The following is a 25,223-nucleotide window of genomic DNA, read 5'->3' as shown; positions in this document are numbered from 1 at the left end:
AAGCGAGTCAGCAGGACACAAGGCGATCAGGTAGGGGATACTCCTGTCGTGGATATAACCCTGACCGTGGTCTTGATCGCGTTGGTGTCAGCGTTGATCGGGCTGGTGCTGGTGGTTGTTCGCCGACTTGAGCCAGCAGGGGAGGAACACCGCACGAAAGCCGCCTTTGAGGAGTCCCCGGGGGAGTTGGAGCTGTCTGTGCCGGTGGTCCGCTCGCAGCGGTCCGAAGACGGTCGGCTGACACTTCGAGCCGATGACCGTCTGTTGGCCACCATCGATCTTGAGCCTGCCCCGGCTGTTTCGGGAGTTGAGGCCGCGCCGGCTGGTACAACGGTCACGGCCGCAGTGTTGGAGCTGTCCCGCACCGTGCCCGGTCTGCTCGACACGTTGGCCTCAACCGGGTCTCAGCTGACGTTTTCCCGAGACACGCTGCGAGGCTTGGCCGAGGGGTCGCTGCGCATGATGAGCGGAGACTACGCCCTAGCGGTGGATGCCGCTACCGCCCGCATTGTTGAAGTCGGCAAGATCGGCCGAACAGCAGCAAGCCGCTTGTCGGCATCCTGGCCTCAGCTGCTGGCCGGGGGGACGGCCATTGCCGCCGCAGCAGTGCAGCAGCACCAACTCGAGGCAGCTCTTTCGGAGATCAACGCGGGAATCGAAGAGGTCTACCAGCGTCAGATAGACGACGACAGCGGGAGGCTTCATGCAGCCTCCCACCTCGTGCGAGAAGCCATCAGCGCCGCGCAAGAAGGGCCGATTCCCGCCCAGATGGCCACTGAGCTTGCCGTCGCGCGACGGGAGGTCGAGGGCATCTACTTTGCCCGTCGAGAGCAGATGCGGAGATTCATCGAAGACATAGAGAAGGCCCAAGACCAACATGAGGCCAAGCACGGGCAAGCCGTTGCGTGGGCTAAAGGGGTGAAGGGGGCATTCGGCAACCCAGACCACTTTCATGCCGACGCTCTCGCCTTTATCCGATCAGCCGCCGTCAAGGCCCATCTGGCGGCAGGCGCTGCTGCCGTCATAGCGGCTGATGGCCGCCCCGACTTCTCCTTCACCCTCCTTCAGGAGAACGAAGACCTGCTCCGGGCCGATGTGCTCGATTTCCAGCGCAGGATCAGCGCTCTAGCTGCTGTAGCTCCCTCACAGTTCTTGCGCCGATTCGGCAAGAGCGATGAACTCCATGCCGTGGTGGAGTCGCTACGAGGGGAGATCGACCACCGAATCAAGCCGCTGCTCCCACTCAGAGCCCCCGATACCATTGCCCTGCAACTCGACCCGGCGATCGTGCGGAGAGAGATCGGAGCATCACCACCCAAGTAGAGCTGTCATTTCAGCCCCCCTGGGCTAGGCGGGCGGGGAAGCCGCCTTTGGATATGGGGCCCCATTGGTCGATGGTCAGGCGGATGAGGCATTTGTTCTGGTGGGCCATGGCTTGGCGGTATTCGTCCCAGTCGGGGTGCTCGCCGGAGATGACCCGGAAGTACTCGATGAGGCCGTCTAGGGCCTCGGGCATGTCTAGGCACTCAGCCATTCCGTCGAGCTGAATCCACTCGCCGCCGAACTCGTCGGACATCACCACCATCGAAGCCGCGGGGTTGCGCTTGACGTTCATCGACTTGGCCCGCTCGGGGTAGCTGGAGACCACCACCCGGCCGCTGGTGTCGAGGCCCAGCGTGACCAGCGAGCTCTGGGGACGGCCGTCGCGGCGCGTGGTGAGCAGGACGCCTCGGTGACGGGGACGGACGAAGTCCTCCATCTCGGCTCGGTCGACATAGCGGTCGGTTGCAATTGAAGCCATGTATTGAACCTAGTTGCCTGCTACTTGCACTCCAGAACTACAGAGTGCGCCGGATGGGCAGGAGGTTCTGGAATACCGGGTCGCGGCTTTCTGTCCGGGCCGCGAAGACCTCGGCCATGTCGTCGGGGTGGAACATGCCAGCTTGCCAGGTGGCTACGTGGTTGAGGCCGTCGGCCACGCTGTGGTCGCGGGTGTAATTGAGCATCTCCTTTGATCCCCACACGGCCAATGGCGAGCGTTCGGCGATCTCCCCGGCGATCTCCAACACACCCTCAAGCATGGCTTCCTGATCGGCGTAGACCCGGTTGACCAGGCCGGCTGCCATTGCTTCATCGGCTGTGAGCCGGCGCCCGGTGTAGGCCAGTTCTCGGGCCAGGCCATCGGGAATGATCCGGGGCAGCCGTTGCAGGGTGCCCAGATCAGCAGTCAGAGCGATGTTGATCTCTTGAATGCAAAAGAAAGCATCACCAGTGCAGTACCGCATATCGGCGGCGCAAACCATGTCCACCCCTCCGCCGACGCAGCCCCCCTGAACCGCGGCCAGCACCGGCATCCGGGCCTTCTCCAAGCAACTAAACGACTCCTGGAGGGTCAGGGCCAAGTTGCGGGTCTCCGCCCGGACCCGGCCGAATTCCGGTGCCCCCCGAGATTCTGAGTCGGCATCTGAGCCGCCCGAGAACAGCGAATCCGGCTGCGTGAACACCGACAGGTCCATTCCCGCGGTGAAATGGCGGCCGGTGGAGGAGACCACCAGTGCTCGGGCCTCCCCGGAGTCGGACAGCTCGTTCACCGCTGCGGGCAGCTCAGACCAGAACTCCGGAATCATCGAGTTCCTGGCCTCAGGTCGGCTGAGCTGAAGGTGGGCTACTCCGTCTTCGAGGCTGACCTCAAAGCAGGCATACGTCGGAAATGAACTGGTCATCTCCCGGCCTCCTCTCACGCCCTGCCGGTTGTGTCTGCCGAATGATCGGCGTTGGGGGGCGCTGAGGGGCAGACTACCCAAGTGCTCATAGTGGACACCCATACTCACGTGATCTCTGACGACCATGGGAAATACCCCCTTCGGGTGGCCGACTATCCGGGGGTCGAGTGGGTACACGAGGCGCCGGTGACTGCTGAGGAGTTGCGGGCTGAGATTTTCGCCGCCGGGGTGAACCGGGCGGTGCTAGTGCAGGCCCAAGGGGGCTACGGCACGGACAACTCCTATGTGGTGGACGCTCGGGCCTCCTATCCCGAGACATTCAGCGCGGTGGTCATCGTGGATGACCCCGCCGAACTCGATTCGCTGGCCGCCGCCGGGGCGGGCGGGGTGAGGTTCTTCGCCATCGGCGGGGGAGGGCCGTTGCACGAAGAGGCAACTTGGGACACTGCGAGGCGGCTCGGCCTGCGGGTGAGCGCGGCCACGGTGCCCGAGCACCTGCCCGCGCTGGTGGAGGCAGTGGCCGCTCATCCTGATGTGGTCTTGGCTCTGGACCACTGCGGGTTCGCCCCGGAGACAATTGGCGACTACGCCCACCTGCCAAATCTGTTCTTGAAGGTCACGCCCCATGTGCTGGATACGGGGGGCGACGATCCGGCCCCAGCGCTGGAACGGCTGGCCGAGCAATTCGGGCTCGACCGGCTAATGTGGGGATCGGACTACTCCCAGACCCACGACCGGCCCTACGGTGAGCTCGCCGACCAGGCTCGAGCGGCCTGTGCAGGGCTTTCAGCTAGCGAGCAGGCCCAGTTCCTGGGGGGCACCGCACTGGCGCTCTGGCCTGAGCTGAGTTGATCCTGCGCCGGGCTAGTCGATCTCCAGCATCTGGTCGATCACCGCGGCCATAGCATCGGGGTCACGCTCAACATTTCGAGTCTGGCCGCCGGCGTCGAGGAAGCGCTGCATGAGGGGCACATGCTGGCCAGTGGCCGAGCAGGCCATCATCGCCTGGGTCTCGGCCAACAGCCCCGGTTCCACCGGTCCCAGTGCAGCGTCCACCGCCTGCTTGGCCTTGCTTATGGACAACCGGGGCGATGCGGCAATGCGTCCAGCTACTTGAGCGGTGTGGGCTCGGAGCTGGTCGGAGGGCAGCACCCGGTTGACGTAGCCGATGGCCGCAGCCTCTTCGGCAGTCACGTCGTTACCCGATAAAACGATCTCCAACGCCCGGCTGCGGCCCACCAGGCGGGCCAGGCGCTGGGTGCCGCCGGCGCCGGGGATGATGCCCATGGCCACCTCGGGCTGGCCGAGCACGGTTCGGGGTCCGGCGAAGCGCATGTCGAGCGACAGCAGGAACTCCGATCCGCCGCCCCGGGCGACACCGTCGATCATTCCGATGGTGGCCACCCCGATGGTGCGGCACCGGTCGAACGCAGCGGCAGCCATGTTGGGCTCGGCGGGCACTTCAGCCGGGGCCTCCATGGCCAGGATCTGCTCAACATCGCCGTGCATCAAGAAGAAGTCGGGATCGGCGCTCTCGAACACCAGCACCCGAACTTGACCGCCATCCCCATTGGCAGCTTCCACCGCGTTCAGCAGCCCGATCAACCCGCCGATCAGATCACCGTCCACCAGCTGCTTCGGCGGGTGGTCGATCATCGCCCAGCCGACGCCGCGGTCAACGCTCAGCGAAAACGGGCCAAAACTCTGTTCGTTCATTCTGGGCCCTCCCACTGGTTCCAATACGCAACTTCAGACAAGGGCCGCCGCCGGACCGGGCCGAAAGGCACCGCGGGCCAACCCATCGGGATGCCGCACACGATGTGGATGTCGTCGGGGATGCCGAGCACGGCCCGCACCTCGTCGGCCCGAAACGTGTGCAGCGTGGTCAACACGGTGCCCAGGCCCAGGCTGCGAGCGGCTACCAGGAGGTTCTGCACCGCGGGATACACCGAGTGGCTCACCCCACGGCGGGTGGAGCACACGATGATGAACACCGGCACATCGCCCACCTCCCGGGCGAACTTGGCCGCCTTCTCAACGATCTCCGCCTCCTGACCCCGCAGCCCTTCGGCACCCGCGGCCGGGTTGTTGTAGGACTCCTGCTGGGCGTCGAGATAGAACTCGCCCAAACGGCGGCGTTTTGCGGGATCAGTGACCACCACGAAGCGGGCGAACTGGCCGTTGATGGCGCTGGGGGCCCGGATGGCGGCGTCCAGCACCTTGGCGATGAGCTCGTGCGGCACTGGGTCGGGCAGATAGCGGCGCACTGCCCGCTGGGTATGCATGGCCTCGAACACGCCGACCTCGGCGGCTTGTTGATTCATGGGCTGGACAGTAGTTGCAGCCGGGGTGGTAGTAGTCACCCCACTCCGGCGGTAGCCTGCCCCCATGGCGCAAAAGCACCGAATCACCATCACTTATTGAGTTCCTTGAAACTATTCCGAGCACGCCGTGAGCGCTGCCCAGGACCTGCTTCAGAACTACCAGCACATCATCGAGGATCTGACTCTGGTGACCGGTGCGTCGGGCATCTTCGACGTGGAAGTAGACGGCGAGATGCTCTACTCCAAAGACGACTGCTGTCGCCACGCCGAACCCGGCGAGGTGCTGAAGCTGTTCGCCGACCGGTACGCCGCCGGAGTGCTGCGCTACGGAACCTAGCCGCAGGGGCCGACTAGGCGGGCCACTACGCTGCGGGCGTGGACGGCGCCACAGCAGAAGACACAGTCGACATCGATCATCAGACGCCGGAGTTCGTCGCCGACCGCCATAACCGCTACCACGAGTTGCGGGAGCGCTGCCCGGTGGTGTTCAACCAGCACTATGGCGGGTTCTGGATGGTTACCGACTACGAGTCGGTGGCCCAAGTAGCCCGAGACAACGAGACGTTCGCCCACAAGTACGAGCCCGACGCCCCCGACGGCATTTCCTACATGGGCATCTGCGGCGTGCCCCGCCCGTCGTACATACCTCGCCAGGGGGTCTCAGAAATCGACGGCCCCGAGCACGCCGATCTGCGCCGGGTGCTGAATCCGCTCATGACCATCAATGCCGTCGAGAGCAACCGACCCAGGATGGAAGCGGTGTCGGGGTGGTTCCTCGACGAGATCGTCGAGGCGGGCGCGGCCGATCTGGTGCTGGACTACACCACCCCGGTTCCTGCCGTGCTGACGCTGGAGATGATGGGAATGGTTTCGTCGAACTGGCAGCACTACGCCGATTTTTTCCATGCCACATCGTCGTACGAGCCCTCCGATGAGCGATACCTCAGCGCTATCGCCCACCAGCCGGATATGTGGGGTGAACTGCGCGACTTCGCCAGATTCCGCCGGGAGAATCCGGCCGACGATGTCACTTCGGCCCTGGTTTCGTCCCCGCTCGCTGGCCGGTTGCTGAGCGACGACGAGATCACCGCCATCATGTGGAACCTGGTGGCCGGAGGCCTCGATACCACCACCTCGCTGGTGTCTTGGGGCCTGCACCACTTGGGCACCCATCCCGAGGACCGTTCCCGGCTCGTCGAGGACCCGAGCCTTATCCCGGCGGCGGTGGAGGAGTTCCTCCGCCACTACAGCCCCAGCGAGACCCTCACCCGAACCGCCACCCGCGATGTGGAACTGGGCGGCCGTGAAATACGGCGGGGCGACGTGGTGTTCATCAGCTGGGTGACGGCCAACCACGATCCCGAGGTGTTCGATGCCCCCGACGAGGTGCGTTTCGACCGCGACGTGAACAAGCACCTGGCGTTCGGACTGGGCGGCCACCGCTGCATCGGCTCGTCGATCGCCCGCATCGAGTCGGAACTCATGTTGAGGGACGTGCTGTCTAGGATCGGCGACTACGAGATCGACGCCGATGGGTTCAAGCCCTATCCTGGCAACCTGCTGATGACCGGCGTGGTGTCGATGCCGGTCGCTTTTACGCCTGGAAATCGCTCAGGCGCAATCGACCCTTTCGTATGAGCGCTCGAACAGCCCCAGATTGACAAGTCGGGCTAGCTCAGCCGTTCGACGATCATGGCCATGCCCTGGCCGCCGCCCACGCACATGCTCTCGACGCCGATGGTCTTGTCGGCGTCCTCCAGCCCGTTGAGCAGGGTTCCCATGATGCGGGCGCCGGTCATGCCGAAGGGATGGCCCAAGGCGATGGCGCCGCCGTTCACGTTGAGCTTGTCGTAGTCGATGCCCAGTTCGTCGGCCGAGGGGATCACCTGGGCGGCGAAGGCCTCGTTGATCTCCACCAAGTCGATGTCGTCGATGGTCATGCCCGCCCGGTCCAGCACCTGGGTGATGGCCGGAATGGGGCCGAGGCCCATGATCTCGGGGTTCACCGCAGCCACGCCGGAGGCCACGATCCGGGCCAGCGGCCTGACGCCCAGCTCAGCGGCCTTGGTGTCGCTCATCACCACCACCGCGGCGGCCCCGTCGTTGAGAGGACACGCATTTCCCGCGGTGACCGTGCCGCCGGGGCGGAACACCGGATTGAGCTGGGACACCTTCTCGATAACGGTGCCGGCCCGGATGCCGTCGTCGGTGCTCACCAGCGTGCCGTCGGCCAGCGGAAACGGGGTGATCTCCCGCTCGAAGAATCCCCGCTCCTGGGCGGCTTCGGCCCGGTTCTGAGACCTGACGCCGAACTCGTCTTGGCGCTCCCGGCTCACGTTCCAGGCCTGGGCCACGTTCTCAGCGGTCTGGCCCATGGCGATGTAGATGTCGGGCAAGCCCTCGGGGGGCGACCACACCGGCGTGTCCTCGCCGCTGCGCTCGGCCGAGCGGGCCTCGGCCTCGGCGAACTTCTCGTTCTTGCCGCCCCGGTCGGAAGCGCCCGCGGCGAAGCGGCTCACGCACTCAACGCCGCCGGACACGAACACATCGCCCTCGCCGGCGCGCACCGCGTGGGCGGCCATGCGGATGGTCTGGAGCGACGAGGAGCAGTACCGGTTGACAGTCACGCCGGGCACGTCGAGGCCGGCTAGGAGCCCCGACAGGCGGGCGATGTTGTAGCCGGCCTCGCCCGCGGGCTGAGCGCAGCCCCACATAACGTCCTCAACGTCGGACCCGTTGATCTGGGGAACCTTGCCCAGCACGTCGTCGATGATGAACGCCGACATGTCGTCGGGGCGGACGTCGACCAGCGATCCCTTCACGGCCCGTCCGATGGGCGTGCGGGAGGTGGCGACGATTACTGCTTCGGGCATGGTGGGCTCCTGTTTGTTGATTGGGATCTCTCGATCGGTGGAGTTGGGGCCTCTTGGAGGCTAGGACAGGTCGACTTAAGACAGATCGACTCTCTCGGTATCGCTTCCGCTGCGCAGGTGCTTGCCGGGTCGGGCGTCGGTGAACTGCCCGTCCCGCACGATCTCCTCACCGTTGCAGAACACATGGTTGATGCCCTCGGCCTCCCCGAAGAGGCGGGGGGCGCCGGCGGGCAGGTCGGCCACGACAGTGAGCGGCTTGGCCCCCACCTGGCTCTCGTCGATAACCACCACGTCGCCGTGCCAGCCCTCTTGGAGCTGGCCCCGCTCTTTGAGGCCGTAGAGGCGGGCCTGAACGTCGGTCATGAGGTGGACAGCCTCTTCGGCCGAGATCAGCTCCCGCTCCCGCATGCACTGGCCGAGCATCGAGGTGGCGTAATTGGCCGTCATGAACAGGTCGAGGTGGGCGCCGGCATCAGAGGCCCCGATCACCGCCCGGCCGTCTCGCCAGATCTCCATGCGGGCCTTCCAGTCCTCGGTGGAGGACACCGGCGGCGGGGTGCCGAAGGACGTCTTCAGCTCGTCGGCCACCACGATGTCGCACAGGGCGTCGAACGGCTTTTTGCCCTCGGCTTCGGCGATCTGGCCCACGGTGCGTCCCCGGTACTGCTCGTTCTCGGGGGCGAAGGTGTCGAAGATGATCTTGGTGGACCAATCAGCCAGTCCCTTGAGGGGTCCAGGCTGTTGGGACAGTTCATTGAGCCGGTCGCGCTCGGCCTGGTCGGCCAGAAGCGCCATCTTCTCGGTGGGCGGGGCCAGCATGGCGCCCTCCCAGTCGGGCAGGGCGTCGAGCACGAAGCCGCCGGCCATGCTGAGGCGTACCGAGAAGGCCATGGGAACGGTGAGGGCCACCACCTTGCCGCCGTTGGCCTTGGCGTGGTCGCTGGCCTCCAGCTTGGCGTAGCACTCGTCCAAGTTGCCCTCAGCCACGGTCATCACGTTCCAGTTGAGCTGGGTCTGGGCGGCCACCGACATGTCGGTCATGAGGTTGACGGCAGCGTCGTCGAACGGGCCGACGCAGGGGATCAACTCCAGCGAGGTGCCCTCGTACTCCGAGCACACCCGGGCCAGCTCCACCAGCTCATGGCGGCTGGCGTAACGGCTGGGCACCATGTTGCCGAAGGGATCGTTGTGGGTGCGGGCATACGAGGACGAGAAACCCAAGGCGCCGGCCTCCAGCCCGGCCCGGAGCAGATCCTGCATCTGGGCCAACTCCTCGGGGGTGGCCTCCCGCTTGACGCACTCGGGGCCCATCACCACCCGGCGCAGCGCGGAGTGGCCCACCTTGAAGGCGGTGTTGATCGACAAAGTGCCGTCGAAGGCGTCGAAGTACTCGGCGGTGGAGCGCCAGTTCCACGGCACGCCGACCTGGAGCGACTCAAGCGGCATGCCCTCCACCCGGGCCAACATTTGCATCAGGTATTCGCCGTCGGCGGGATCATCGGTGAGAGGGGCGATGGTGAACCCGCAGTTCCCCCCGATCACGCTGGTCACCCCGTGCAGAGGCGAGGGGCTCAGCGTGGTGTCCCAGAACACCTGGGCGTCGAGGTGGGTGTGAACGTCCACGAAGCCGGGGCACACCGCCTTGCCGGCAGCGTCCACCGTATTGGCCGCCTCGGCCGCGCTCAGGTCGCCGATCGACGCGATCCGCCCGCCTGACAACCCCAGATCGGCTCGATAGCGGGGGCTGCCAGTGCCGTCGATGATGTCTCCGCCCTTGATGATGGTGTCAAACATGATTTGCCCCTTGTATTCGCCCTTGCGCTGCACTCCTTTTGTGCACCGTGGTTGCGTGCTCGGTGAACAATCTAGGCCATAGCGTCGATAAGCTTCCTGCTCATGGCTGAGATCCCCCGCATCATCTCCGTGGACGACCACGTGGTCGAGCCGCCCGACCTGTGGATCGAGCGTCTTCCCCGCAAGTACCACGACCGCTGCCCCCGGGTGGAGCGCGACAAGGCCACCTTCCACTTCGAGGGCGGGGTGTTCAGCTACGAGAAAGGGGCGCCCGACGGCACATGGGGCGACTGGTGGCTCTACGACGACCTGATCTATCCGTTCCCCAAGCTTTCGGCCGCCATCGGGTTCGAACCGCTCACCAACACGCCGGTGACCTTCGACGAGATCCTGCCGGGGTGCTGGAAGCAGAAGGAGCGCCTGGCCGACATGGCCGCCAACCACGTTGATGCGTCGATCTGCTTCCCCAATGTGCTGCCCCGATTCTGCGGCCAGACCTTCCACGAGCGGGAGGACAAGGAACTGGCCCTGCTGTGCGTCAAGGCCTACAACGATTGGATGATCGACGAGTGGTGCGCCGGCGACGGCCAGGGGCGGCTGATCCCGCTCACCATCATCCCGCTGTGGGACTCCCGCCTGGCCGCTGAGGAGATCCACCGATGCGCCGACAAGGGCAGCTTCGCGGTGGCCTTCTCCGAGAACCCCTACCACCTGGGTCTGCCGTCGATCCATCACCCCAGCAAGTTCTGGGAGCCGTTCTTCGCCGCCTGCGAGGAGACCGGGACGGTGGTGAACATGCACATCGGCTCGTCCTCGAAGATGCCGAGCACGTCGCCCGACTCGCCGTTCGCGGTCAGCTCCACCATCACCTTCAGCAACGCCATGGGCTCGATGTGCGACTACATCTTGTCGGGGGTTTTCGAGCGGTACCCCGGGCTGCGGGTGGCCTATAGCGAGGGCCAGGTGGGGTGGATGCCCTATGTGATCGAGCGCATGGACAAGCTGTGGGAAGAGCGGATCAACGACGACGACGGCGAGTTCGGGGTGAACCTGCCCAACCCGCCGTCCACCTATATCCCCGGCCACGTTTGGGGCTGCATGTTCGACGACGCAGTGGGGCTGCGCAACCGCGACCTGATCGGCATGGACCAGATCACCTTCGAGGTGGACTATCCCCACGCCGACTCCACCTTCCCCCGCTCCAAGGAAGTGGCCACCAGGATCGTGACCGAGGCCGGGCTCGACGACGAGGAGACCTACAAGCTGCTCCGGGGCAACGCCATCGAGCTGTACGGCCTGGAGAAGTACGGCATCGCAGCCTAGCCCGCTTGACGAACGAGCACCAACAAAGGGGACTGCCATGGCGCTGGCCGAGATGGAGCCGCTGAACGTCGACGAGGAGTACCGCCTGCTCATCGGGGGTGAATGGGCGGCCCCGGAGTCGGGCACCTACGAGATCGTCGATCCCAACACCGCTCAGGTGATCGGCCATGCCCCCGAGGCGTCGATGGCACAGGTGGCCGACGCGGCCGCGGCGGCCAAGGCCGCTCTGCCGGGCTGGCGGGACACGCCGATGGTGGAGCGGTGCGCCCTTTTGGGCCGGGCCGCCAACCTGATCGACGAGCGGATCGGCGGCTTGACCGGGCTGGTGCAGGGGGAGACCGGGGCCACCATCAACATCACCGAGGCCGTGCAGCTTCCGGCGTGCGGCGAGCGGTTCCGCCAGTACGAGATCCCCGTGAATCTGGACGAGTCGATGGCGCCGTACCCGGTAGAGGCCAACCCGCTGGGGCCGGCCGGCCTGGCCGGGGCCCATGTGATCCGCCAGCCGGTGGGGGTGGTGGCTTGCATCACCTCGTACAACTTCCCGCTGGTCAACGTGTCGGGCAAGGTCGCGCCCGCGCTGGCCATGGGCAACACCGTGGTGATCAAGCCCGCGCCTCAGGATCCCCTGGCCATGATCAAGGCGGTGGAGTTCATCGAGGAGGCCGGATTCCCGCCGGGGGTGGTCAACATCGTCACCGGATCGGGGGCCGCAGCCGGGGCCGCGCTGGTGGATTCTCCCGATGTGAACATGGTGAGCTTCACCGGCTCCTCCGCGGTGGGGGTGAAGATCATGGAAGCGGGAGCCGCCACCATGAAGCGCCTGCTCATGGAGTTGGGCGGCAAGGGCGCCTGCGTGCTGACCGACGATTGCGACGTGGACGCCGCGGTGGGGGCCATCGCGTCGGTGTGGGGGCTCCACAGCGGGCAGATCTGCACCGCCCCCACCCGGGTGATCGTCCACCGCTCCCGCCACGACGAGCTGGTGGACAAGCTGACCACGGTGGCCGGGATGCTCAAAGTGGGCGACGCCCTCAACCGGGAGACCATCGTCGGCCCGGTCATCACCGAGGCCCACCGCGACCGGGTGGAGCATTTCATCGCCGGCGGCGTGGCCGATGGGGCCACCTTGCAGTGCGGAGGGGAGCGACCGGATCTGCCGGGATACTTCGTGGCCCCCACCCTGCTGGTGGATTGCGGGCCAGACATGAGCGTCGTGCAGCACGAGATTTTCGGGCCGGTGGTGGCGGTGCTGGCCCACGACGGCGACGATCACGCTGTAGAGCTGGCCAACGACAGCGACTACGGTCTGTTCAGCTACGTGTTCGCGGGCAGCGCCGCCCGGGCTTTCGAGATCGGCCGGCGCATCGAGTCGGGCAATGTCGGCCTCAATTCACTGGCCCCCCACGTCCAAGCCCCCTTCGGCGGCTTCAAGCTGAGCGGCGTGGGCCGCGACCGGGGCGTCTTCGGCCTCCACGCCTACAGCGAAATCCAAGCCCTCAGCTGGCTGGCCAAGTAGCTCCCGTTCCTGATTGATGGAGACCTCAGCCACAGGCCGGGTCGGGTTCATCGGGCTGGGCAACGTCGGGGGGAAGCTGGCGGCCAGTCTGCTGCGGCAGGGGTTCGAGCTAACCGTGCGCGACCTTGACCGGGCTGCGGCCGAGCCCCTGCTCGCCGAGGGGGCGCATTGGGCCAATACCGGAAAAGAGCTGGCCCAGCGATGCGATGTGGTCGTGACCTGCTTGCCGTCGCCCGCAGCGTCAGCGGAGGTGATGGAGGCGCCCGACGGGGTGATCGCCGGACTCCGCCCGGGAACGATCTGGCTGGAGATGAGCACCACCGACAACGCCGAAGCCCGCCGCATCGGTGCGCTGGTGGAGGCTGTCGGCGGCCTCCCGCTGGACACGCCGGTGTCGGGCGGCTGCCACCGGGCCGCCACCGGCAACATCGCCATCTTGGCGGGTGGCGAGAGGGCGGCTTTCGAGCGGGCGTTGCCGCTGCTGGCCGCCATGGGCCGCGAGATCGTGCATACCGGGCCATTGGGGAGCGCGTCGGTGCTCAAGGTGGTCACCAACTATCTGGCCGGAGTGCATCTGCTGGCCATCGGCGAGGCCCTGATGGTGGCCAAGAAGGCGGGCGCCGACCTGGGCGTGGCCTATGAGGCCATCCGGGTGTCGTCGGGCAACTCCTTCGTACACGAAACCGAGAGCCAGGTGATCTTGAACGGCAGCTACAACATCAACTTCACCATGGACCTCGAGGTGAAGGACCTCACCCTGTTCGACAATCTCGGCACCAAGCTGGGCGTGCCCCTGGAGCTGTCGCCGCTGGCGGTGTCGATCATGCGCGACGGCCTGGATCGCTACGGACCCCGGGCATGGTCGTCAATGATCGTGAAGCGCTTGGAGGACGCCTGCGGCGAGGACCTGCGAGCCTCCGGCTTCCCCGCCGAGCTCACCGACTCCGAGCCCCCGGCCCCCGGCCACGAAGTCCGACGACCAGGGGTTTAACCCCTAGATCGACCGGTAGCCACCGGGGTAGGGGGCGGTGGGTTAGAGGGTCATGACGGTGATGCCCAGTTCGTCGAGCAGGGAGAGGCTGGACATGATTTGGCCGCAGCGGTCGAAGGGGCAGTCGCAGAAGGCCACAGGCGCTTCCAACTGCTCTGTCTTTGACTGCCGGCACTAGGGTCACCACCCATGTTGAGCGAAGGCACGAAAGCCCCGGAGTTCACCGCGCTAGACGAGAACGGCGACGATCTGTCGCTGGCCGACTTGCGGGGCAATTGGGTGGCGTTCTGGTGGTACCCGAAAGCGTCCACCAAGGGTTGAACCATCCAAGGACAGGGATTCCGTGATCGAATCTCCGAGTTTGAGGCCCTCGGCGCCGTGGTGGTGGGGGCGTCGTTCGACACCGTGGCGGAGCAGAAGGCCTTTGTCGACGGGGAAGGTTTCCCGTTCAAGCTGATCTCCGACCCCGACCGCACTGTCGGGCGGGCCTATGACGCCGAGCGGGCCGAGGGCGAGCCCTACTTTGAGCACGGCCTGCCCCGCCGGATCAGCTACCTGATCTCACCCGACGGCACCGTGGCCAAGGCCTACGACCTAGAGAGTCAAGATCTGGCCCAGCACGCCGCCGCGGTCATCGCCGACATCAAGGCGCTGAGCTAGCAAGTACCCCCGGCCCTACCCGGTAGGAGCCAGCTTGAGCACCGCCTCCTGTGCGTGCGAGAGCAGGTCGTTGATCAATTGCTCTTCGGTGAGCAGGGACTTCTCGGCCAGGGTGTGATCGATTTCAGCAATCAACCTCGACGTCATGCCCCAGGTGCGTCCGACATGCCAGTCTTCGAACTCGAAGACCGTCATTCTGCCGTTTTCAATCTGTTTGAGTTGATCTAGAATCTCGGTATCGATTCCTTCCATGTGAAGAATCCTACGCGACAGTGTGTCCAAGACCACGGGTACATGGACGAAATTGGGTGCAAAGCAACCAGACGCACCTGTCCGACGTCGCGTCGAGCCCGACGAAATTAGAAGGCGATTCAACAGTTCGGAATTGTTTGAACGAGCTGTGCGAGGTGAGTTGGTCCAAGTGTTGAGGTCTGACCGGTTGGTCCAGCCAGAAGTGGGGTTGCCTGACGGAGCGCGTAGCCAAATGGTCTGGTATCTAAGCCCCGAGGGTCAAGAGCCGGCCCTTGTTCACCAATACCTGCTGCCCGATGGCACCATAGGGGGTTCGGGGCGGCCTGATCCTAAGCGCATGAATCTGGATGACGAGATCATCTACTGCTGATGTGCTGGTTGCCGAGAACGAGGCTCCTCAGAGCTGGCAGTCTGCCAAAAACCGGTTGCCCATCGGCCCTGGGTCCGTCGTCTGCCACCGGTTCGTTCATCATGGCGAAATTATGGCCGAAAGTTCTGAGTTCGACCCATTGCGCGGTCTGGTGAGCGAGACATAGGTAGAGCCGTCGGTGCAAACTCAGAACTCGATAATCCAACGGCCCCGGGTGCCGCCGGCTTCCAGTCGGGCGTGGGCTTCGGAGGCGTTTTCCATGGGGACGGTGCCGGCCACCCTCAGGGATACCTGGCCGTCTTCGGCCTGTTGTCGCAAGCGGTCGAGCTTTGCCTGTTCTTTGAAGTAGTCGAATACCCAGGTGACGTGGAACTGGATGCCCCGCTCGCCGTTGCCCGGCCATCCCCGCACCGAGGCGAAGCCTCCGCCGTCGCGCACTGCGGCCACCAAGGGCTCCATCTGCACCGAGCCGTCGGCCAAGCCGTCCACGCCGTCGGGGGCGTGCTCTCGGATGCGGTCGGCCACGTCGTCGCCCCGCCGCACGGTCACATCGGCCCCGAATCCCACCACCAGCTCCTCGTCGGCCTCGGAGGCATCGGCGATCACCCGCAGGCCGTCGGCCTTGGCCAACTCCACCATGTAGCCGCCATAGCACCCCGCCGCGCCGGTGACCGCCAGGGTCTGGCCGGGCAAAAGGGCGAGTTGGTCGAGGCTCAGCCGGGCGGTGAGGCCGTTCATGGGCAGGGTGCTGGCCTCGGCAAACGACGATCCGTCCGGCATCCGGGCCACCGATTCGGCCGGCAGCACCACAAGTTCCGAGTAGGCCCCGTGGGACCCCATGGGTAGAACGATGGCCATGACCTGATCGCCCACTTGCAGGTCGGTCTCGGTGCCTTCGCCGATTTGGTCGAGCACCCCGGCAACGTCCATGCCTGGGACATACGGCGGCGGGCCGGTTTTGGCCTGGTCTGCGGCTCGGGTGCCCGAGCGCACATGAGTATCGGTGGGGCTGACCGCGGTGGCCCGCACCCGAATTCTCACCTTGCCGGTACCAGCCTCTGGAGTGGGGAGCTCCACAACCTCAAGGGCATCGGGCCCGCCGTATTCGATGACTCCAACTGCTCGCATGGGCCGAGAGCCTAGTGGCGAAAACCTGGGAAGCTCAGTCCCAGCACTGCACTCTGTCGTTGTCGCGTAACCCGCAGACATGGTGGGGGCCGGAGGAAAGGGAGACGAACCGGCGCCCCGGCGGATCAGCTGCCCCGCCGGTGCCCCAACATCGAACGGTCTGGTCGTCGCGGATGCCGCACGTGTGGGCCTCTCCGGCCGAGATGGCGGTGTACAGGCTGAGCGGCGGGTCGGCGCGCCCGCCAGTGTTGTCGCCCCAGCATTGGGCGGTGCCGTCGTCGCGCAGCCCGCACGCATGGGAGACACCAACCGTTATGGCCGTGAAACGGCCGCCAGGGGGAGTCGCCCAACTGGCAGCGCCCCAGCATTGGGCGGTGCCGTCGTCGCGCAGCCCGCAGGACACGTCGCCCCATCCGACTGAGATGGCGGTGAAACGGCCCTCAGGCGTGTCTGGGAGATCAGGGCCGCCCTCGCGGTTGCTCCAGCACTGAAGACTGCCGCTCTCATCAAGGCCGCAGGTGTTCTTGGCGCCCCCGGAGATGGCGGTGAAGATTCCCCCAGGGGGGTCCACCCCTGCTCGATATTCATCGCCCCAGCACTCGACAGAGCCGTCTTCCCGCAAGCCGCACGAATAGCCTGATCCTGCGGAGACGGCAGTGAAACGGCCCTCGAGGTACACCGCCCACCCCGGGTTGTCCCAACCGGCTCCCCAGCAGAGGGGGGCACCGTTTTCGCCTACCCCGCACGAGTGATCGCCGCCGGCGGAGACAGAGATGAAGTTGCCACCAGGAGAGTCGGATTCCTCGACGCCACAAGCCGCGGCCAAGACCGCCAGCAGGACCACCGCTGGCACGAGGCGTGCAGCGGATGCCGATTGCCGGAAAAGCCGATCCATCCAGACCAGTGTGCCCCAACACACCGCCAGGCCGTAAAGAGCCACTGGAGCCGAAGGCCGCGTGCCCGGCGCAGAGCAGCACTTGAACTCCGTCGGGATGCAAGTCAGGCCGTAAAGAGCCACCGGAGCGGAAAGCGATGGCCGCCGACGTGAGTAGCCTGCAACCAGCGGAGGTGACGCGCCATGCAGCCGTTCAAGATCGCTAGGTGGAGTGAAGTGCCCGACCGTGAGCCGGCTGAACTTTGGTTTGGGGGTTACTGCGCTGTGGCGCGAGAGGCCACCACATCGGAGAAGTCCACGAACGAGCGCAGGGTGTGGCCGCCGTCCACGGTGATGAACTGGCCGGTGGTGAAGCTCGACTCTGGGCCGGCCAGAAAGCGGATGGCTTCGGCGATGTCGTTAGGGCGGCCGATGCGCTGGAGGGGCTGCTGGTCGAGATACTGGGCCACCACAGAGTCGTTGTTCACCAGTCCTTGGGTGGTGTCGGTGGCGGTAAGCCCCGGCCTAACTGCGTTGACCCGGACCCCGAGAGCACCCAACTCATCGGCGGCCACTCGGACCAGGGCGTCTACCCCGGCCTTGCCCGCGCAATAGGCGGCCAGGAAGCGGCATGATTGGATGGCCGCGGTAGACGACACTGCCACGATGGAACCGCCTCCGGCGCCGGCCATGTGCTGTCCGGCGTGTTTGATCATGATGAAGGGCGCCACCACGTTGAAGCTGACGATTTCGGCGACCTGCTCTGGTTCGTAGTCGAGCACCGCGGCCATTGCGCCCCCGCCAGGCACCGACACCGCCATGTCGAGCCGTCCGGTAGGCTCGGCGGCCAGCGCCACCGCGGCCAGCACCTGTTCGCTGTCGGTGGCGTCGCAGGTGGTCCAGCGGATGGAGCCGCCCGCCTCGACAGCCAGCGGGGACAGCTCCTCGGCCGTCTCTCGGAGATGGCCCGAACTGCGGCTGGCGATCACCACATGGGCACCGTCGCCCACAAGCAACCGGGCGGTGGAACGGCCGATGCCGCCGGCGCCGCCGGTGATCAGGGCGGCCATTCCGGTCAATGGACGGCTCTCAGACTGGATGCTCATAGGTCGGCCACTCCCTCTCTCACCGCGGTACACAGCAACTCCGCGTGGCGGTGGGCCAAGTCGTCGGGCATGCCGGCGATGCTGGCCCAGCAGTAGGCCTCCACCATGGGAATGTCCTTCGACAAGCGCCGCAGATGGTCGATGGCGTCGTCGGGGGTGAGCACTTCCAGCGGGGAGATCACCCCCATGGTGCTGCGGCGCTCCCGCAGCTTCTCCACTGTGAGCGGGCTGGGGGTCTTGCCGGTGCCCGACGCCCCCGCGGCCCGGTAGGTGTTGAGCTGCCACGCCAGGTGGGGCAGGATGCGCTCGTGGGCCTCGTCGGGGTCGTCGGCCACCACCATGCTCACCACCCCGGCCATCTTGGCCGTGCCCGAGTGGTGGCCTGCCTCGGCCAAGCCCTCGGTATAGGGGGCCAGCGAGGCCGGGTTGACCGACAGCAGGCCGCAGCCCAGCCGCCCGGCCCGCCGGGCGCCCTGGGGGCCGTTGTAGCCCAGCCAGATGGGGAAGGGGTTCTGCACCGCCGGCGGGGTGACGACGCCGCCGTCGAGCAGCTCCCGCAACTCCCGAACCCGCTGGTCGGTGATGGTGTAACGCTTTGACAGGTCGGCCCCGTAAGCGGCGAACTCATCGGATACGTAGCCCGCGCCCAAGCCCAGGTCGATCCGGCCGTTGCTGATCTGGTCGGCCACCGCGGCCTCCTCGGCAATCTGGGGGGCGAGGCGCAGCGGGGCCAGCAGAACGGCGGTTCCGATCCTGATGCGCTGGGTTCTGGCCGCTACGGCAGCAGCGAAGGTGAGGGGCTGGGGCAAATAGCCGTCCTCGAAGAAGTGGTGCTCGCTGAGCCACACCGAGTCGGCCCCCCACTCCTCGGCTTGGACGGCCAGCTCCAGCGCCTGCCGGTAGAAGTCGGGCCAGGGCTTTTGCCATTCGGGCGGATTCCGCAGGTCCAGGTAGATGCCTATGCGCATCCTGTGACCCTACTGATCCTGGGTGGCTCTATTCGTCTTGAGTGGCGGGGGGCATCCAGTCGGGCCAGTGTTCGGCCAGGGTGAGCGACCACTCCGGCGGGCGTTTCTCCAGGAAGGCCATGACACCCTCGGTGGCGTCGGGCCGGCCCATGACGTGGAGATGGGTGCGGCGCTCCAGATCGTTGACAACTCCCTGGTCGCCGGGCGAAGTGGTCCACAGCAGACGTTTGCTGAGGGCGACCGAAACCGGGGCCACGTTGACGGCGATGTCTTTGGCGGTCTCCATGGCGGTGGGCAGAACCTGGTCAGCGGGCAAGGCGGCGGTGGCCAAACCCATTTGGGCGGCTTCTTCTCCGGTGTACATCTTGCCGGTGAGCAGGATTTCCAAAGCCTTGGCGTGACCCACCGTGCGGGGCAGAGTCCAATGGGCGCGGAAGTCGGGCAGCACTCCCCGTCGGTTCTGCACGATGCCCCATCGGGCGTCGGACGCGATGTAGCGGATGTCGCACTGGAGGGCCATGGTCATGCCCAGGCCCACCGCATGGCCGTTGACGGCCGCGATGACCGGCTTGCGCACATCCCAGGGATGGAACTCGAGGGCGTCGGAGCGGAACCTGTCCTTGTCGGGGGTGCCGAACACTCCCGGACCGCCGGAGAAGTCGGCACCGGCACAGAAGGCCCGCCCCGCCCCGGTGATGATCGCCGCCCGCACTTCCTCATCAGCATCACAGCGGCGCAGGGCGCCGGACAGCTCGGTGCCCATGAGGCTGCTGAAGGCGTTGAGCTTCTCCGGGCGGTTCAGGGTGATTACCGCCACTCGGTCGTCGACCGAGTAGGCGATGTCTTGGTAGTCGTAAGCCACTAGTGCTGGTATCTCCTCAAGGCTCGGGGGATGGTAACCACGCCGGCGCCAGCAATCACCACTGCGGCGATGGTGGGAATCCACATCCAGGCCGGCGGCACGTCCAGCTCGAAGAACTTCCGGGCCCACGGCCACACCATGACCACCATGTACGACCCGGCCATGGCCGCGGCCAGGCCGATCTTCCACGGGCGCAGCGGACGGCTGATTACCACCAAGATCACCAGCCCCACTCCCAGCAAGGTGAACGTGGCCACCGTGCGGGCCTCGGGCAGAGTCACTTCTTCGTGGCGACGGGCGATCTCGTAGACGAAGAACGACGCCACTGCGGCCAGCGCTCCGGCGGGGATGGAGAACCGCAGCACCCGGTTGAGAAAGCCGGGGCGGATCAGCTCGGTGCTGGGGGCCAGGGCCAGAAACAGGCCGGGCACGCCGATGGAGAACGTGCCCACCAGGGTGAGGTGGCGGGGCAGAAACGGATATTCCACCGTGAAAATGCCCACCAGCACGGTGAGCAGCACGGCGTAGGCCGCCTTGGTCACGAACAGATTGGCCACTCGCTCCACGTTGTTGATCACCTTGCGGCCCTGGGCCAGCACCTCGGGCAGGGTGGCGAACGAGTTGTCGAGCAACACCAACTGGGCCACCGCCCGGGTGGAGGCCGACCCGCTGCCCATGGCGATGCCCATATCGGCGTTCTTCAGAGCCAGCACGTCGTTCACGCCGTCGCCGGTCATGGCCACGGTGTGTCCTCTCGACTGGAGGGCCCCAACCATGGCCCGCTTCTGCTGGGGGGTGACCCGGCCGAACACCGCGTTCTCAGCCAGCACCGAAGCCATCTCGTCGGTGTCGTCGGGCAGCTCCCGGGCATCCATGTGGTTGTGGGCGTTGGGTATGCCTGCCCGCTGTGCCACCGCGGCCACCGTGGCGGTGTGATCCCCCGATATCACCTTTAGACTCACCCCCTGCTCCTGGAAGAAAGCCAAGATCTCAGGAGCGTCGGGGCGGATCGTGTCCTCCAGCAGTATCAGGCCCAGCGGGGACCGGCTCTCGGGCAGGGTCTCGTCGGCCAGGGATTCGGGGCTGCGGGCCAAGAGCAGGGTGCGCCGCCCCGCCTCGGCATGCCCTGCCACCCGGTCCATCACCGCGGGGAGGTCGCCGGCAATCACGTCGGGGGCGCCGAAATAGAAGGCGCCATGGCTGCGGAACTCCATGGCCGACCACTTGCGGGCGCTGGAGAATGGAGTGGCGCCCACTGGGGTCCAATCCCCGGAGTCGTGGCCCTCCGGGGCGGGGTAGGCATCGCGCACGGCCAGCATGGTGGCATTGGGGGCCTCATCGCCATGGGCCAAGGCCCCGAGAGCAGCGGCAACCAGGGCAGGATCTGCGCCGGGCAGGATCTCCACCTCGCCGAAGCTGATGTGGCCGGTGGTGATGGTTCCGGTTTTGTCCAGGCAAAGCACATCGGTGCGGGCCAGCAGCTCCACGGTGGCCAGTTCTTTGGCCAGCGCCCTACGGCGGGCCAACGCGATCACCCCGGCCACGAAAGAGAGGCTGGTGAGCAGTACCAGTCCGTCGGGCACCATGGCCACCGCAGCAGCCACCGTGCCTTGGAGGGCGTTGTGCCAACGGTCCTCGGTGTCCAGCAGCACCAAGATGAGAAGCGCCGAGGCCGGCGGGATGATGATGATGAGCCAGCGCAGCACAGTGTCGATGCCTCGGCGCAGCTCGCTGTTGACCAAAGTGAAGCGCTTGGCCTCCTCAGACAGAGAACTAGCGTAGGACTCGGCACCGATGCGGGTGGCCTGGTACCTCCCGCTGCCCGCGGCCACGAAGCTGCCCGACAGCAGCTCGTCGCCGGGGGTCTTCTCGATGGGGTCGGCCTCGCCGGTGAGCAGGGACTCGTCGGCTTCCAGCCCGGAAGATGTCAAGACCGTTCCATCCACCACCACCTGATCGCCGGGGGCCAGATCCAGCACCTCGTCGGCCACCACTTCGCTGACACCTACCTCGAGAATCTCCCCGTCGCGAACCACCCGGGCCTGGGGGGCGCTGAGCACCGCCAACTTGTCCAACTCCCGTTTGGCCCGGATCTCCTGGGCCACCCCGATGATGGCGTTGGACACCACCACCCCTACGAACAGCCCGTCTCTGGGGAATCCGGCGACCAATATGGCGGCGAACAGGGCCAGCATGATCCCGTTCACCGGGGAGAAGACGTTGGCCCGAAGGATCTCACCCAGCGTGCGCACCGGCGCATCCGGCACCCGGTTGGTGCGACCCGCGGCCACCCGCTGGGCCACCTGCTCGCTGGCTAGGCCCAGTGCTGGGCTCACCGCGGTTGGCGGGTTCGGAGCGGCGTCAGGAGCCATTGGGCTTTGAAGTTATCGGCTGAGAATCGAAGCGGGTGGACTCAAGGTCGCTCACTGCCAAATCCTCAGGGAGCCCTCGAGGGTGGCGGCGGCGATCGACAGCGTGCCGTCGGGGCGGGTCAAAACCGCGATGTTGGTGGCCAGCGTTCCCCCCAAGGGGCGGCTCCACATGTCCACCACTCCGTCGGGACCGTGGCGAACCCCGGCTACGTTCTGGCGATCGAGGGTGGGGACGATCACCTCGATATGGCCGTCCCGGTCGACATCGGCCGCCAGAGTCTGCTCGAGGTTGCGGGACCCGAATTGGTGGGACCGGTAGCCAGTGCGGGTGGATACCACCCTCAATTCGCTCCCGTCCAAGGCCAGGAACCGGACCGAACCGGTGGCGTCGGGATAGAGGACCTCGGCGATCTCGGTTTCTCCGCCTGGCCCAAACGGGCCCACCGCCACCAGTTGCCGCCAGCCCAAGAGCCGGTCCACCGGTTCGCTGGCCGCCACCACGCCGCCACCGGTGCCCGATGCCACCACGAACCAGATTTCTTCGTCGTTGCTCACGGTGAGGACCACCTCGTCGATCCCGTCGCCGTCCACATCGGCCAAAAGGGGTGCGATGGATTCAATGACGTCACCCTCCGATCGGAACACCGTCTCGACCTCATTCACCCCCACAGTCACCACCACTGCGGTGGTGGCCTCGAGATTGTCGCCCAAAGAGGAGTGGGGAAAGCGATCGGTCGGCTCGGCCAGCACCAGGACCTGCTCGGGGCCCACTTGGACGACACGGGAGTCGGGCAGGACTTCGAGATCGGGCCGCCAAAGCGTGCCGTCGGCCTCCAGCACGGTGAGCCGTTGCAGGTTGTCCACATAGGCGGCTCTACCACCGGCCAGATACACCGGAACGCTGTTGGGCGACGCATTGGCCGGCGTGGTGGCCAGGCGCACCGAATTGCCCCGGACCGCCAGCACCGGCGGCTGGTCGGGTACCAGCCGGTCGCCGGTGAAGTCGATTTCAACCGGCTGGTCTGCCGCAGGAACCTGGAATCCGACGACCGTTCCGTCGTCCAAGGCCACCACCCAGACGTCGCCGTCGGGAGTGCTGGCACCGGTGACCCAAGCGGGGATGCCGTCGAGATTTATGTCTTTGGTGGTCACCTGCTGTATGAAACCGGTGCCCAGCCCCGATCCGTCAGCCAGCCGATTGCCATCGGGCTGGTACACGGGGTCGGCGTAGACCGGCGACCCCAGGTCGGCGGTCAGCGTGGTGGTCGGCATGGGAGCAGGGGAGGACGGAGGGGCAGATGGAGTGGTCACCGCAGCGGAGCCGCTCGAACCGGTGCCGCAGGCCCCGATGAGCACTGCGGCGAGGACGGCGATGAGCACAGCCGTCGAACGGGGCAACACCGCGGGCTCGCGGGCAGCGCCGCGTCTCATGTCCGCTCGAACCGCCAGCCGCCCTCGAGCAGGGTTAGGCGATGCCGGGGACCAGGAGCGCCGGCGTCATGGGATTCGTAGCCGGCGTCGCCGTGCCATAGCGACACTGGGACCTTGCCGTCGAGGGCGATGTGGGTGGCGTATTGGGGGATGTCGTCGGCTCGGGCGCGTGCCGCGGCCAAGGCGTGGTCGGCGGTGGGGTGTTCGGCCAGTTCCATCAGGGTGATGAACGTGGGCGGGACCATATCGATTTCGCCCGCCTTGTGGCGGGCCAGGGTGTCGCCCGGGCGCCACCAGGCGTGCTCTTTGATCTCGCCGCCGTCCACGGTGACCGCGCCGGCAGGAGCGGGGGCGAGGAAGAACCAGGTGGCGAACCGCTTTTCGATGGTGGTGGGGGGCACCCAATGGGAGTAGGGCACCAAGTCTTCGACCGCGATGACCAGATTGGCCTCCTCGGCGGCTTCTCGCACCGCCGCAGCCCGGCTGGCGGCCAGAACGTCGTCAGGCCGGCCGGCAGGGTAGTCGCCGTCATCCACCCGCCCGCCGGGGAATACCCACATCCCTCCCACAAAGCTGAGCTTGGAGCTTCGCCGCACCATCAGGGTCTCCAGTCCCCCGGGGGTGTCGCGCAGCAAAACCACAGTGGCGGCCGCCACCAGCTCGGGGGCGTCTTCGGACTTACCGGCCCATTCTGTGAAACGCACGCGCCGGGCACCGCTGGGGGATTCGCTCATGGGGAGTCGCTTCCCATCATCCGCGCTTTGACCTCGGGGTCGGTGACAAACACCGGGGCGTTGTCGTCGCCCAGCATGGCCAGCTTCACCGACATGCCTCCGTCCACGGCCAGCACCTGTCCGGTGATGTAGCTGGCTTGGGGGCTGAGCAGGAACGCCGCGGCGCCGGCAATCTCGACGGGATGGCCTCGGCGGCCGAGGGGGATGGCCCGCTTGGCCGCTTCGGGAGACTCCTCGTCGCCTGCCCGGGGGGTGGTGATGGTGCCGGGGGCGATGGCATTGACCCTGATGCTGTGGCCACCCCACTCCACTGCCATGGTGCGGGTGAGCGAGTTGAGTCCGGCCTTTGCCGCCCCGTAGGCGGCGAGGAAGGGCTGGGACGCCAGGCTGCTAACCGAGGAGACGTTGACCATGGCTCCTCCGGTGCCGGCGCCGATCATGGCCCGGGCCACCGCCCGGTTGAGAAATGCCACATAGCGGAGGTTGTTGGCCATGACCCGGTCCCAGCCTTGGTGGTCGATGTCCACCAGGGGGCCGAAGTCGTCGATGCCGGTGCCGCCGGCCACGTTGATGAGCCCGTCGATGCGGCCATGGGCATTGAGTGCGGCCTGGACAACGGCTGCTGGGGCGTCGGGGTCGGTGAGGTCGGCTTGGACTTTGACCACCGGGCGGGAGAGCAGGTCGAGCTTGTCCAACTCCCCCGGAGACCGCTCCACAGCCACCACCTCGGCACCAGCAGCCAGCGCGGCCTCGCAGGAACAAGTGCCGATGCCACCTCCTCCGGCCCCGGCCACGATCACAATTGCCCCGGTGAGATCGACAACAGGATCAGCCATCCCCCTCACCCTACGGCCTGTCGCCCAAGCTGCCTTGTCATGCAGAAATCACCGGCGGAGAGACGTTCCTGGCCATACGGGTC

At 66.4% G+C, this 25,223-nt stretch carries 23 protein-coding genes and 1 pseudogene; 8 read left to right on the top strand and 16 right to left on the bottom strand.

Going from position 1 to position 25,223, the window contains the following annotated elements:
* The first annotated feature begins 48 nt into the window (after positions 1-48).
* On the top strand, positions 49-1,323 hold the full coding sequence (locus tag ACOGXA_RS04100; RefSeq protein ID WP_419926009.1) for a hypothetical protein: 1,275 nt from the start codon (positions 49-51) through the stop codon (positions 1,321-1,323).
* A gap of 10 nt (positions 1,324-1,333) precedes the next feature.
* Here ACOGXA_RS04100 and ACOGXA_RS04095 read toward each other — a convergent pair whose 3' ends face one another.
* Together ACOGXA_RS04095 and ACOGXA_RS04090 are read right to left on the bottom strand one after the other, a co-directional pair.
* Positions 1,334-1,801, bottom strand: coding sequence for a PPOX class F420-dependent oxidoreductase (locus ACOGXA_RS04095; protein WP_419926008.1), 468 nt, complete (start codon positions 1,799-1,801; stop codon positions 1,334-1,336).
* A 37-nt stretch (positions 1,802-1,838) separates the two neighbouring features.
* Complete coding sequence (locus ACOGXA_RS04090) at positions 1,839-2,723, bottom strand: crotonase/enoyl-CoA hydratase family protein (protein WP_419926007.1); 885 nt, start codon at positions 2,721-2,723, stop codon at positions 1,839-1,841.
* Positions 2,724-2,804: 81 nt separating this feature from the next.
* Between ACOGXA_RS04090 and ACOGXA_RS04085 the strand changes: the two genes are divergently transcribed.
* The gene (locus ACOGXA_RS04085) at positions 2,805-3,575 is read left to right on the top strand and encodes an amidohydrolase family protein (RefSeq protein WP_419926006.1); all 771 of its coding nucleotides are present in this window, start codon (positions 2,805-2,807) and stop codon (positions 3,573-3,575) included.
* A gap of 12 nt (positions 3,576-3,587) precedes the next feature.
* Here ACOGXA_RS04085 and ACOGXA_RS04080 read toward each other — a convergent pair whose 3' ends face one another.
* Both ACOGXA_RS04080 and ACOGXA_RS04075 read right to left on the bottom strand, forming a co-directional pair.
* Positions 3,588-4,439 carry an enoyl-CoA hydratase/isomerase family protein gene (locus tag ACOGXA_RS04080; RefSeq protein WP_419926005.1) on the bottom strand — a complete coding sequence of 284 codons (852 nt, stop codon included), beginning with the start codon at positions 4,437-4,439 and terminating at the stop codon, positions 3,588-3,590.
* Positions 4,436-5,047, bottom strand: a complete 612-nt coding sequence (locus ACOGXA_RS04075; RefSeq protein WP_419926004.1) for a nitroreductase family protein — start codon at positions 5,045-5,047, stop codon at positions 4,436-4,438. The genes ACOGXA_RS04080 and ACOGXA_RS04075 overlap by 4 nt, the downstream gene beginning before the upstream one ends.
* A 121-nt stretch (positions 5,048-5,168) precedes the next feature.
* Here ACOGXA_RS04075 and ACOGXA_RS04070 point away from each other — a divergent pair.
* A pseudogene (locus tag ACOGXA_RS04070) lies at positions 5,169-5,384 on the top strand (Rdx family protein); the annotation flags it as partial.
* A 38-nt stretch (positions 5,385-5,422) separates the two neighbouring features.
* Positions 5,423-6,685 (top strand): cytochrome P450, encoded by a 1,263-nt coding sequence (locus tag ACOGXA_RS04065; protein ID WP_419926003.1) that lies wholly within the window; start codon positions 5,423-5,425, stop codon positions 6,683-6,685.
* A gap of 32 nt (positions 6,686-6,717) precedes the next feature.
* Here the strand turns inward: ACOGXA_RS04065 and ACOGXA_RS04060 are convergent, their stop codons facing one another.
* Both ACOGXA_RS04060 and ACOGXA_RS04055 read right to left on the bottom strand, forming a co-directional pair.
* Positions 6,718-7,920: an acetyl-CoA C-acetyltransferase gene (locus ACOGXA_RS04060; RefSeq protein WP_419926002.1), complete on the bottom strand. Its 1,203-nt coding sequence runs from the start codon at positions 7,918-7,920 to the stop codon at positions 6,718-6,720.
* Positions 7,921-7,995: 75 nt separating this feature from the next.
* A complete protein-coding gene (locus tag ACOGXA_RS04055; RefSeq protein ID WP_419926001.1) occupies positions 7,996-9,714 on the bottom strand; it encodes an N-acyl-D-amino-acid deacylase family protein in 1,719 nt (572 codons plus the stop codon).
* A gap of 102 nt (positions 9,715-9,816) precedes the next feature.
* Here ACOGXA_RS04055 and ACOGXA_RS04050 point away from each other — a divergent pair, with 102 nt between their 5' ends.
* From ACOGXA_RS04050 to ACOGXA_RS04035, 4 genes are all read left to right on the top strand, one after another.
* A complete protein-coding gene (locus ACOGXA_RS04050) occupies positions 9,817-11,037 on the top strand; it encodes an amidohydrolase family protein (protein WP_419926000.1) in 1,221 nt (406 codons plus the stop codon).
* A gap of 37 nt (positions 11,038-11,074) precedes the next feature.
* Positions 11,075-12,556 carry an aldehyde dehydrogenase family protein gene (locus ACOGXA_RS04045; protein WP_419925999.1) on the top strand — a complete coding sequence of 494 codons (1,482 nt, stop codon included), beginning with the start codon at positions 11,075-11,077 and terminating at the stop codon, positions 12,554-12,556.
* A gap of 16 nt (positions 12,557-12,572) precedes the next feature.
* The gene (locus tag ACOGXA_RS04040) at positions 12,573-13,547 is read left to right on the top strand and encodes an NAD(P)-dependent oxidoreductase (RefSeq protein WP_419925998.1); all 975 of its coding nucleotides are present in this window, start codon (positions 12,573-12,575) and stop codon (positions 13,545-13,547) included.
* 189 nt (positions 13,548-13,736) lie between these two features.
* The gene (locus tag ACOGXA_RS04035) at positions 13,737-14,207 is read left to right on the top strand and encodes a peroxiredoxin (RefSeq protein WP_419925997.1); all 471 of its coding nucleotides are present in this window, start codon (positions 13,737-13,739) and stop codon (positions 14,205-14,207) included.
* Positions 14,208-14,222: 15 nt separating this feature from the next.
* On the opposite strand, the gene ACOGXA_RS04030 is transcribed toward ACOGXA_RS04035, so the two are convergent.
* From ACOGXA_RS04030 to ACOGXA_RS03985, 10 genes are all read right to left on the bottom strand, one after another.
* Positions 14,223-14,459, bottom strand: a complete 237-nt coding sequence (locus ACOGXA_RS04030) for a hypothetical protein (RefSeq protein WP_419925996.1) — start codon at positions 14,457-14,459, stop codon at positions 14,223-14,225.
* Between the two features lie 556 nt (positions 14,460-15,015).
* Positions 15,016-15,957: an NADP-dependent oxidoreductase gene (locus ACOGXA_RS04025; protein ID WP_419925995.1), complete on the bottom strand. Its 942-nt coding sequence runs from the start codon at positions 15,955-15,957 to the stop codon at positions 15,016-15,018.
* A 34-nt stretch (positions 15,958-15,991) separates the two neighbouring features.
* Positions 15,992-16,810 (bottom strand): RCC1 domain-containing protein, encoded by an 819-nt coding sequence (locus ACOGXA_RS04020; protein ID WP_419925994.1) that lies wholly within the window; start codon positions 16,808-16,810, stop codon positions 15,992-15,994.
* A gap of 296 nt (positions 16,811-17,106) precedes the next feature.
* Positions 17,107-17,937: an SDR family NAD(P)-dependent oxidoreductase gene (locus ACOGXA_RS04015; protein WP_419925993.1), complete on the bottom strand. Its 831-nt coding sequence runs from the start codon at positions 17,935-17,937 to the stop codon at positions 17,107-17,109.
* Positions 17,934-18,905 (bottom strand): LLM class flavin-dependent oxidoreductase, encoded by a 972-nt coding sequence (locus ACOGXA_RS04010; RefSeq protein ID WP_419925992.1) that lies wholly within the window; start codon positions 18,903-18,905, stop codon positions 17,934-17,936. The genes ACOGXA_RS04015 and ACOGXA_RS04010 overlap by 4 nt, the downstream gene beginning before the upstream one ends.
* A 28-nt stretch (positions 18,906-18,933) precedes the next feature.
* Complete coding sequence (locus ACOGXA_RS04005; protein WP_419925991.1) at positions 18,934-19,767, bottom strand: enoyl-CoA hydratase-related protein; 834 nt, start codon at positions 19,765-19,767, stop codon at positions 18,934-18,936.
* The gene (locus ACOGXA_RS04000; protein WP_419925990.1) at positions 19,767-22,139 is read right to left on the bottom strand and encodes an HAD-IC family P-type ATPase; all 2,373 of its coding nucleotides are present in this window, start codon (positions 22,137-22,139) and stop codon (positions 19,767-19,769) included. The genes ACOGXA_RS04005 and ACOGXA_RS04000 overlap by 1 nt, the downstream gene beginning before the upstream one ends.
* Positions 22,140-22,190: 51 nt before the next feature.
* Complete coding sequence (locus tag ACOGXA_RS03995; RefSeq protein WP_419925989.1) at positions 22,191-23,570, bottom strand: hypothetical protein; 1,380 nt, start codon at positions 23,568-23,570, stop codon at positions 22,191-22,193.
* Positions 23,567-24,304: an NUDIX hydrolase gene (locus ACOGXA_RS03990; protein WP_419925988.1), complete on the bottom strand. Its 738-nt coding sequence runs from the start codon at positions 24,302-24,304 to the stop codon at positions 23,567-23,569. The genes ACOGXA_RS03995 and ACOGXA_RS03990 overlap by 4 nt, the downstream gene beginning before the upstream one ends.
* Entirely contained in the window at positions 24,301-25,140 is an 840-nt protein-coding gene (locus tag ACOGXA_RS03985; protein WP_419925987.1) for an SDR family NAD(P)-dependent oxidoreductase, read from the bottom strand. Before ACOGXA_RS03985 ends, ACOGXA_RS03990 begins: the two co-directional genes overlap by 4 nt.
* Between the last annotated feature and the right edge of the window lie 83 nt (positions 25,141-25,223).

This window comes from Candidatus Poriferisocius sp. (assembly GCF_965208475.1).
Classification (GTDB): domain Bacteria; phylum Actinomycetota; class Acidimicrobiia; order Acidimicrobiales; family Bin134; genus Poriferisocius.
This window is presented reverse-complemented; position numbering and strand designations above follow the sequence as displayed.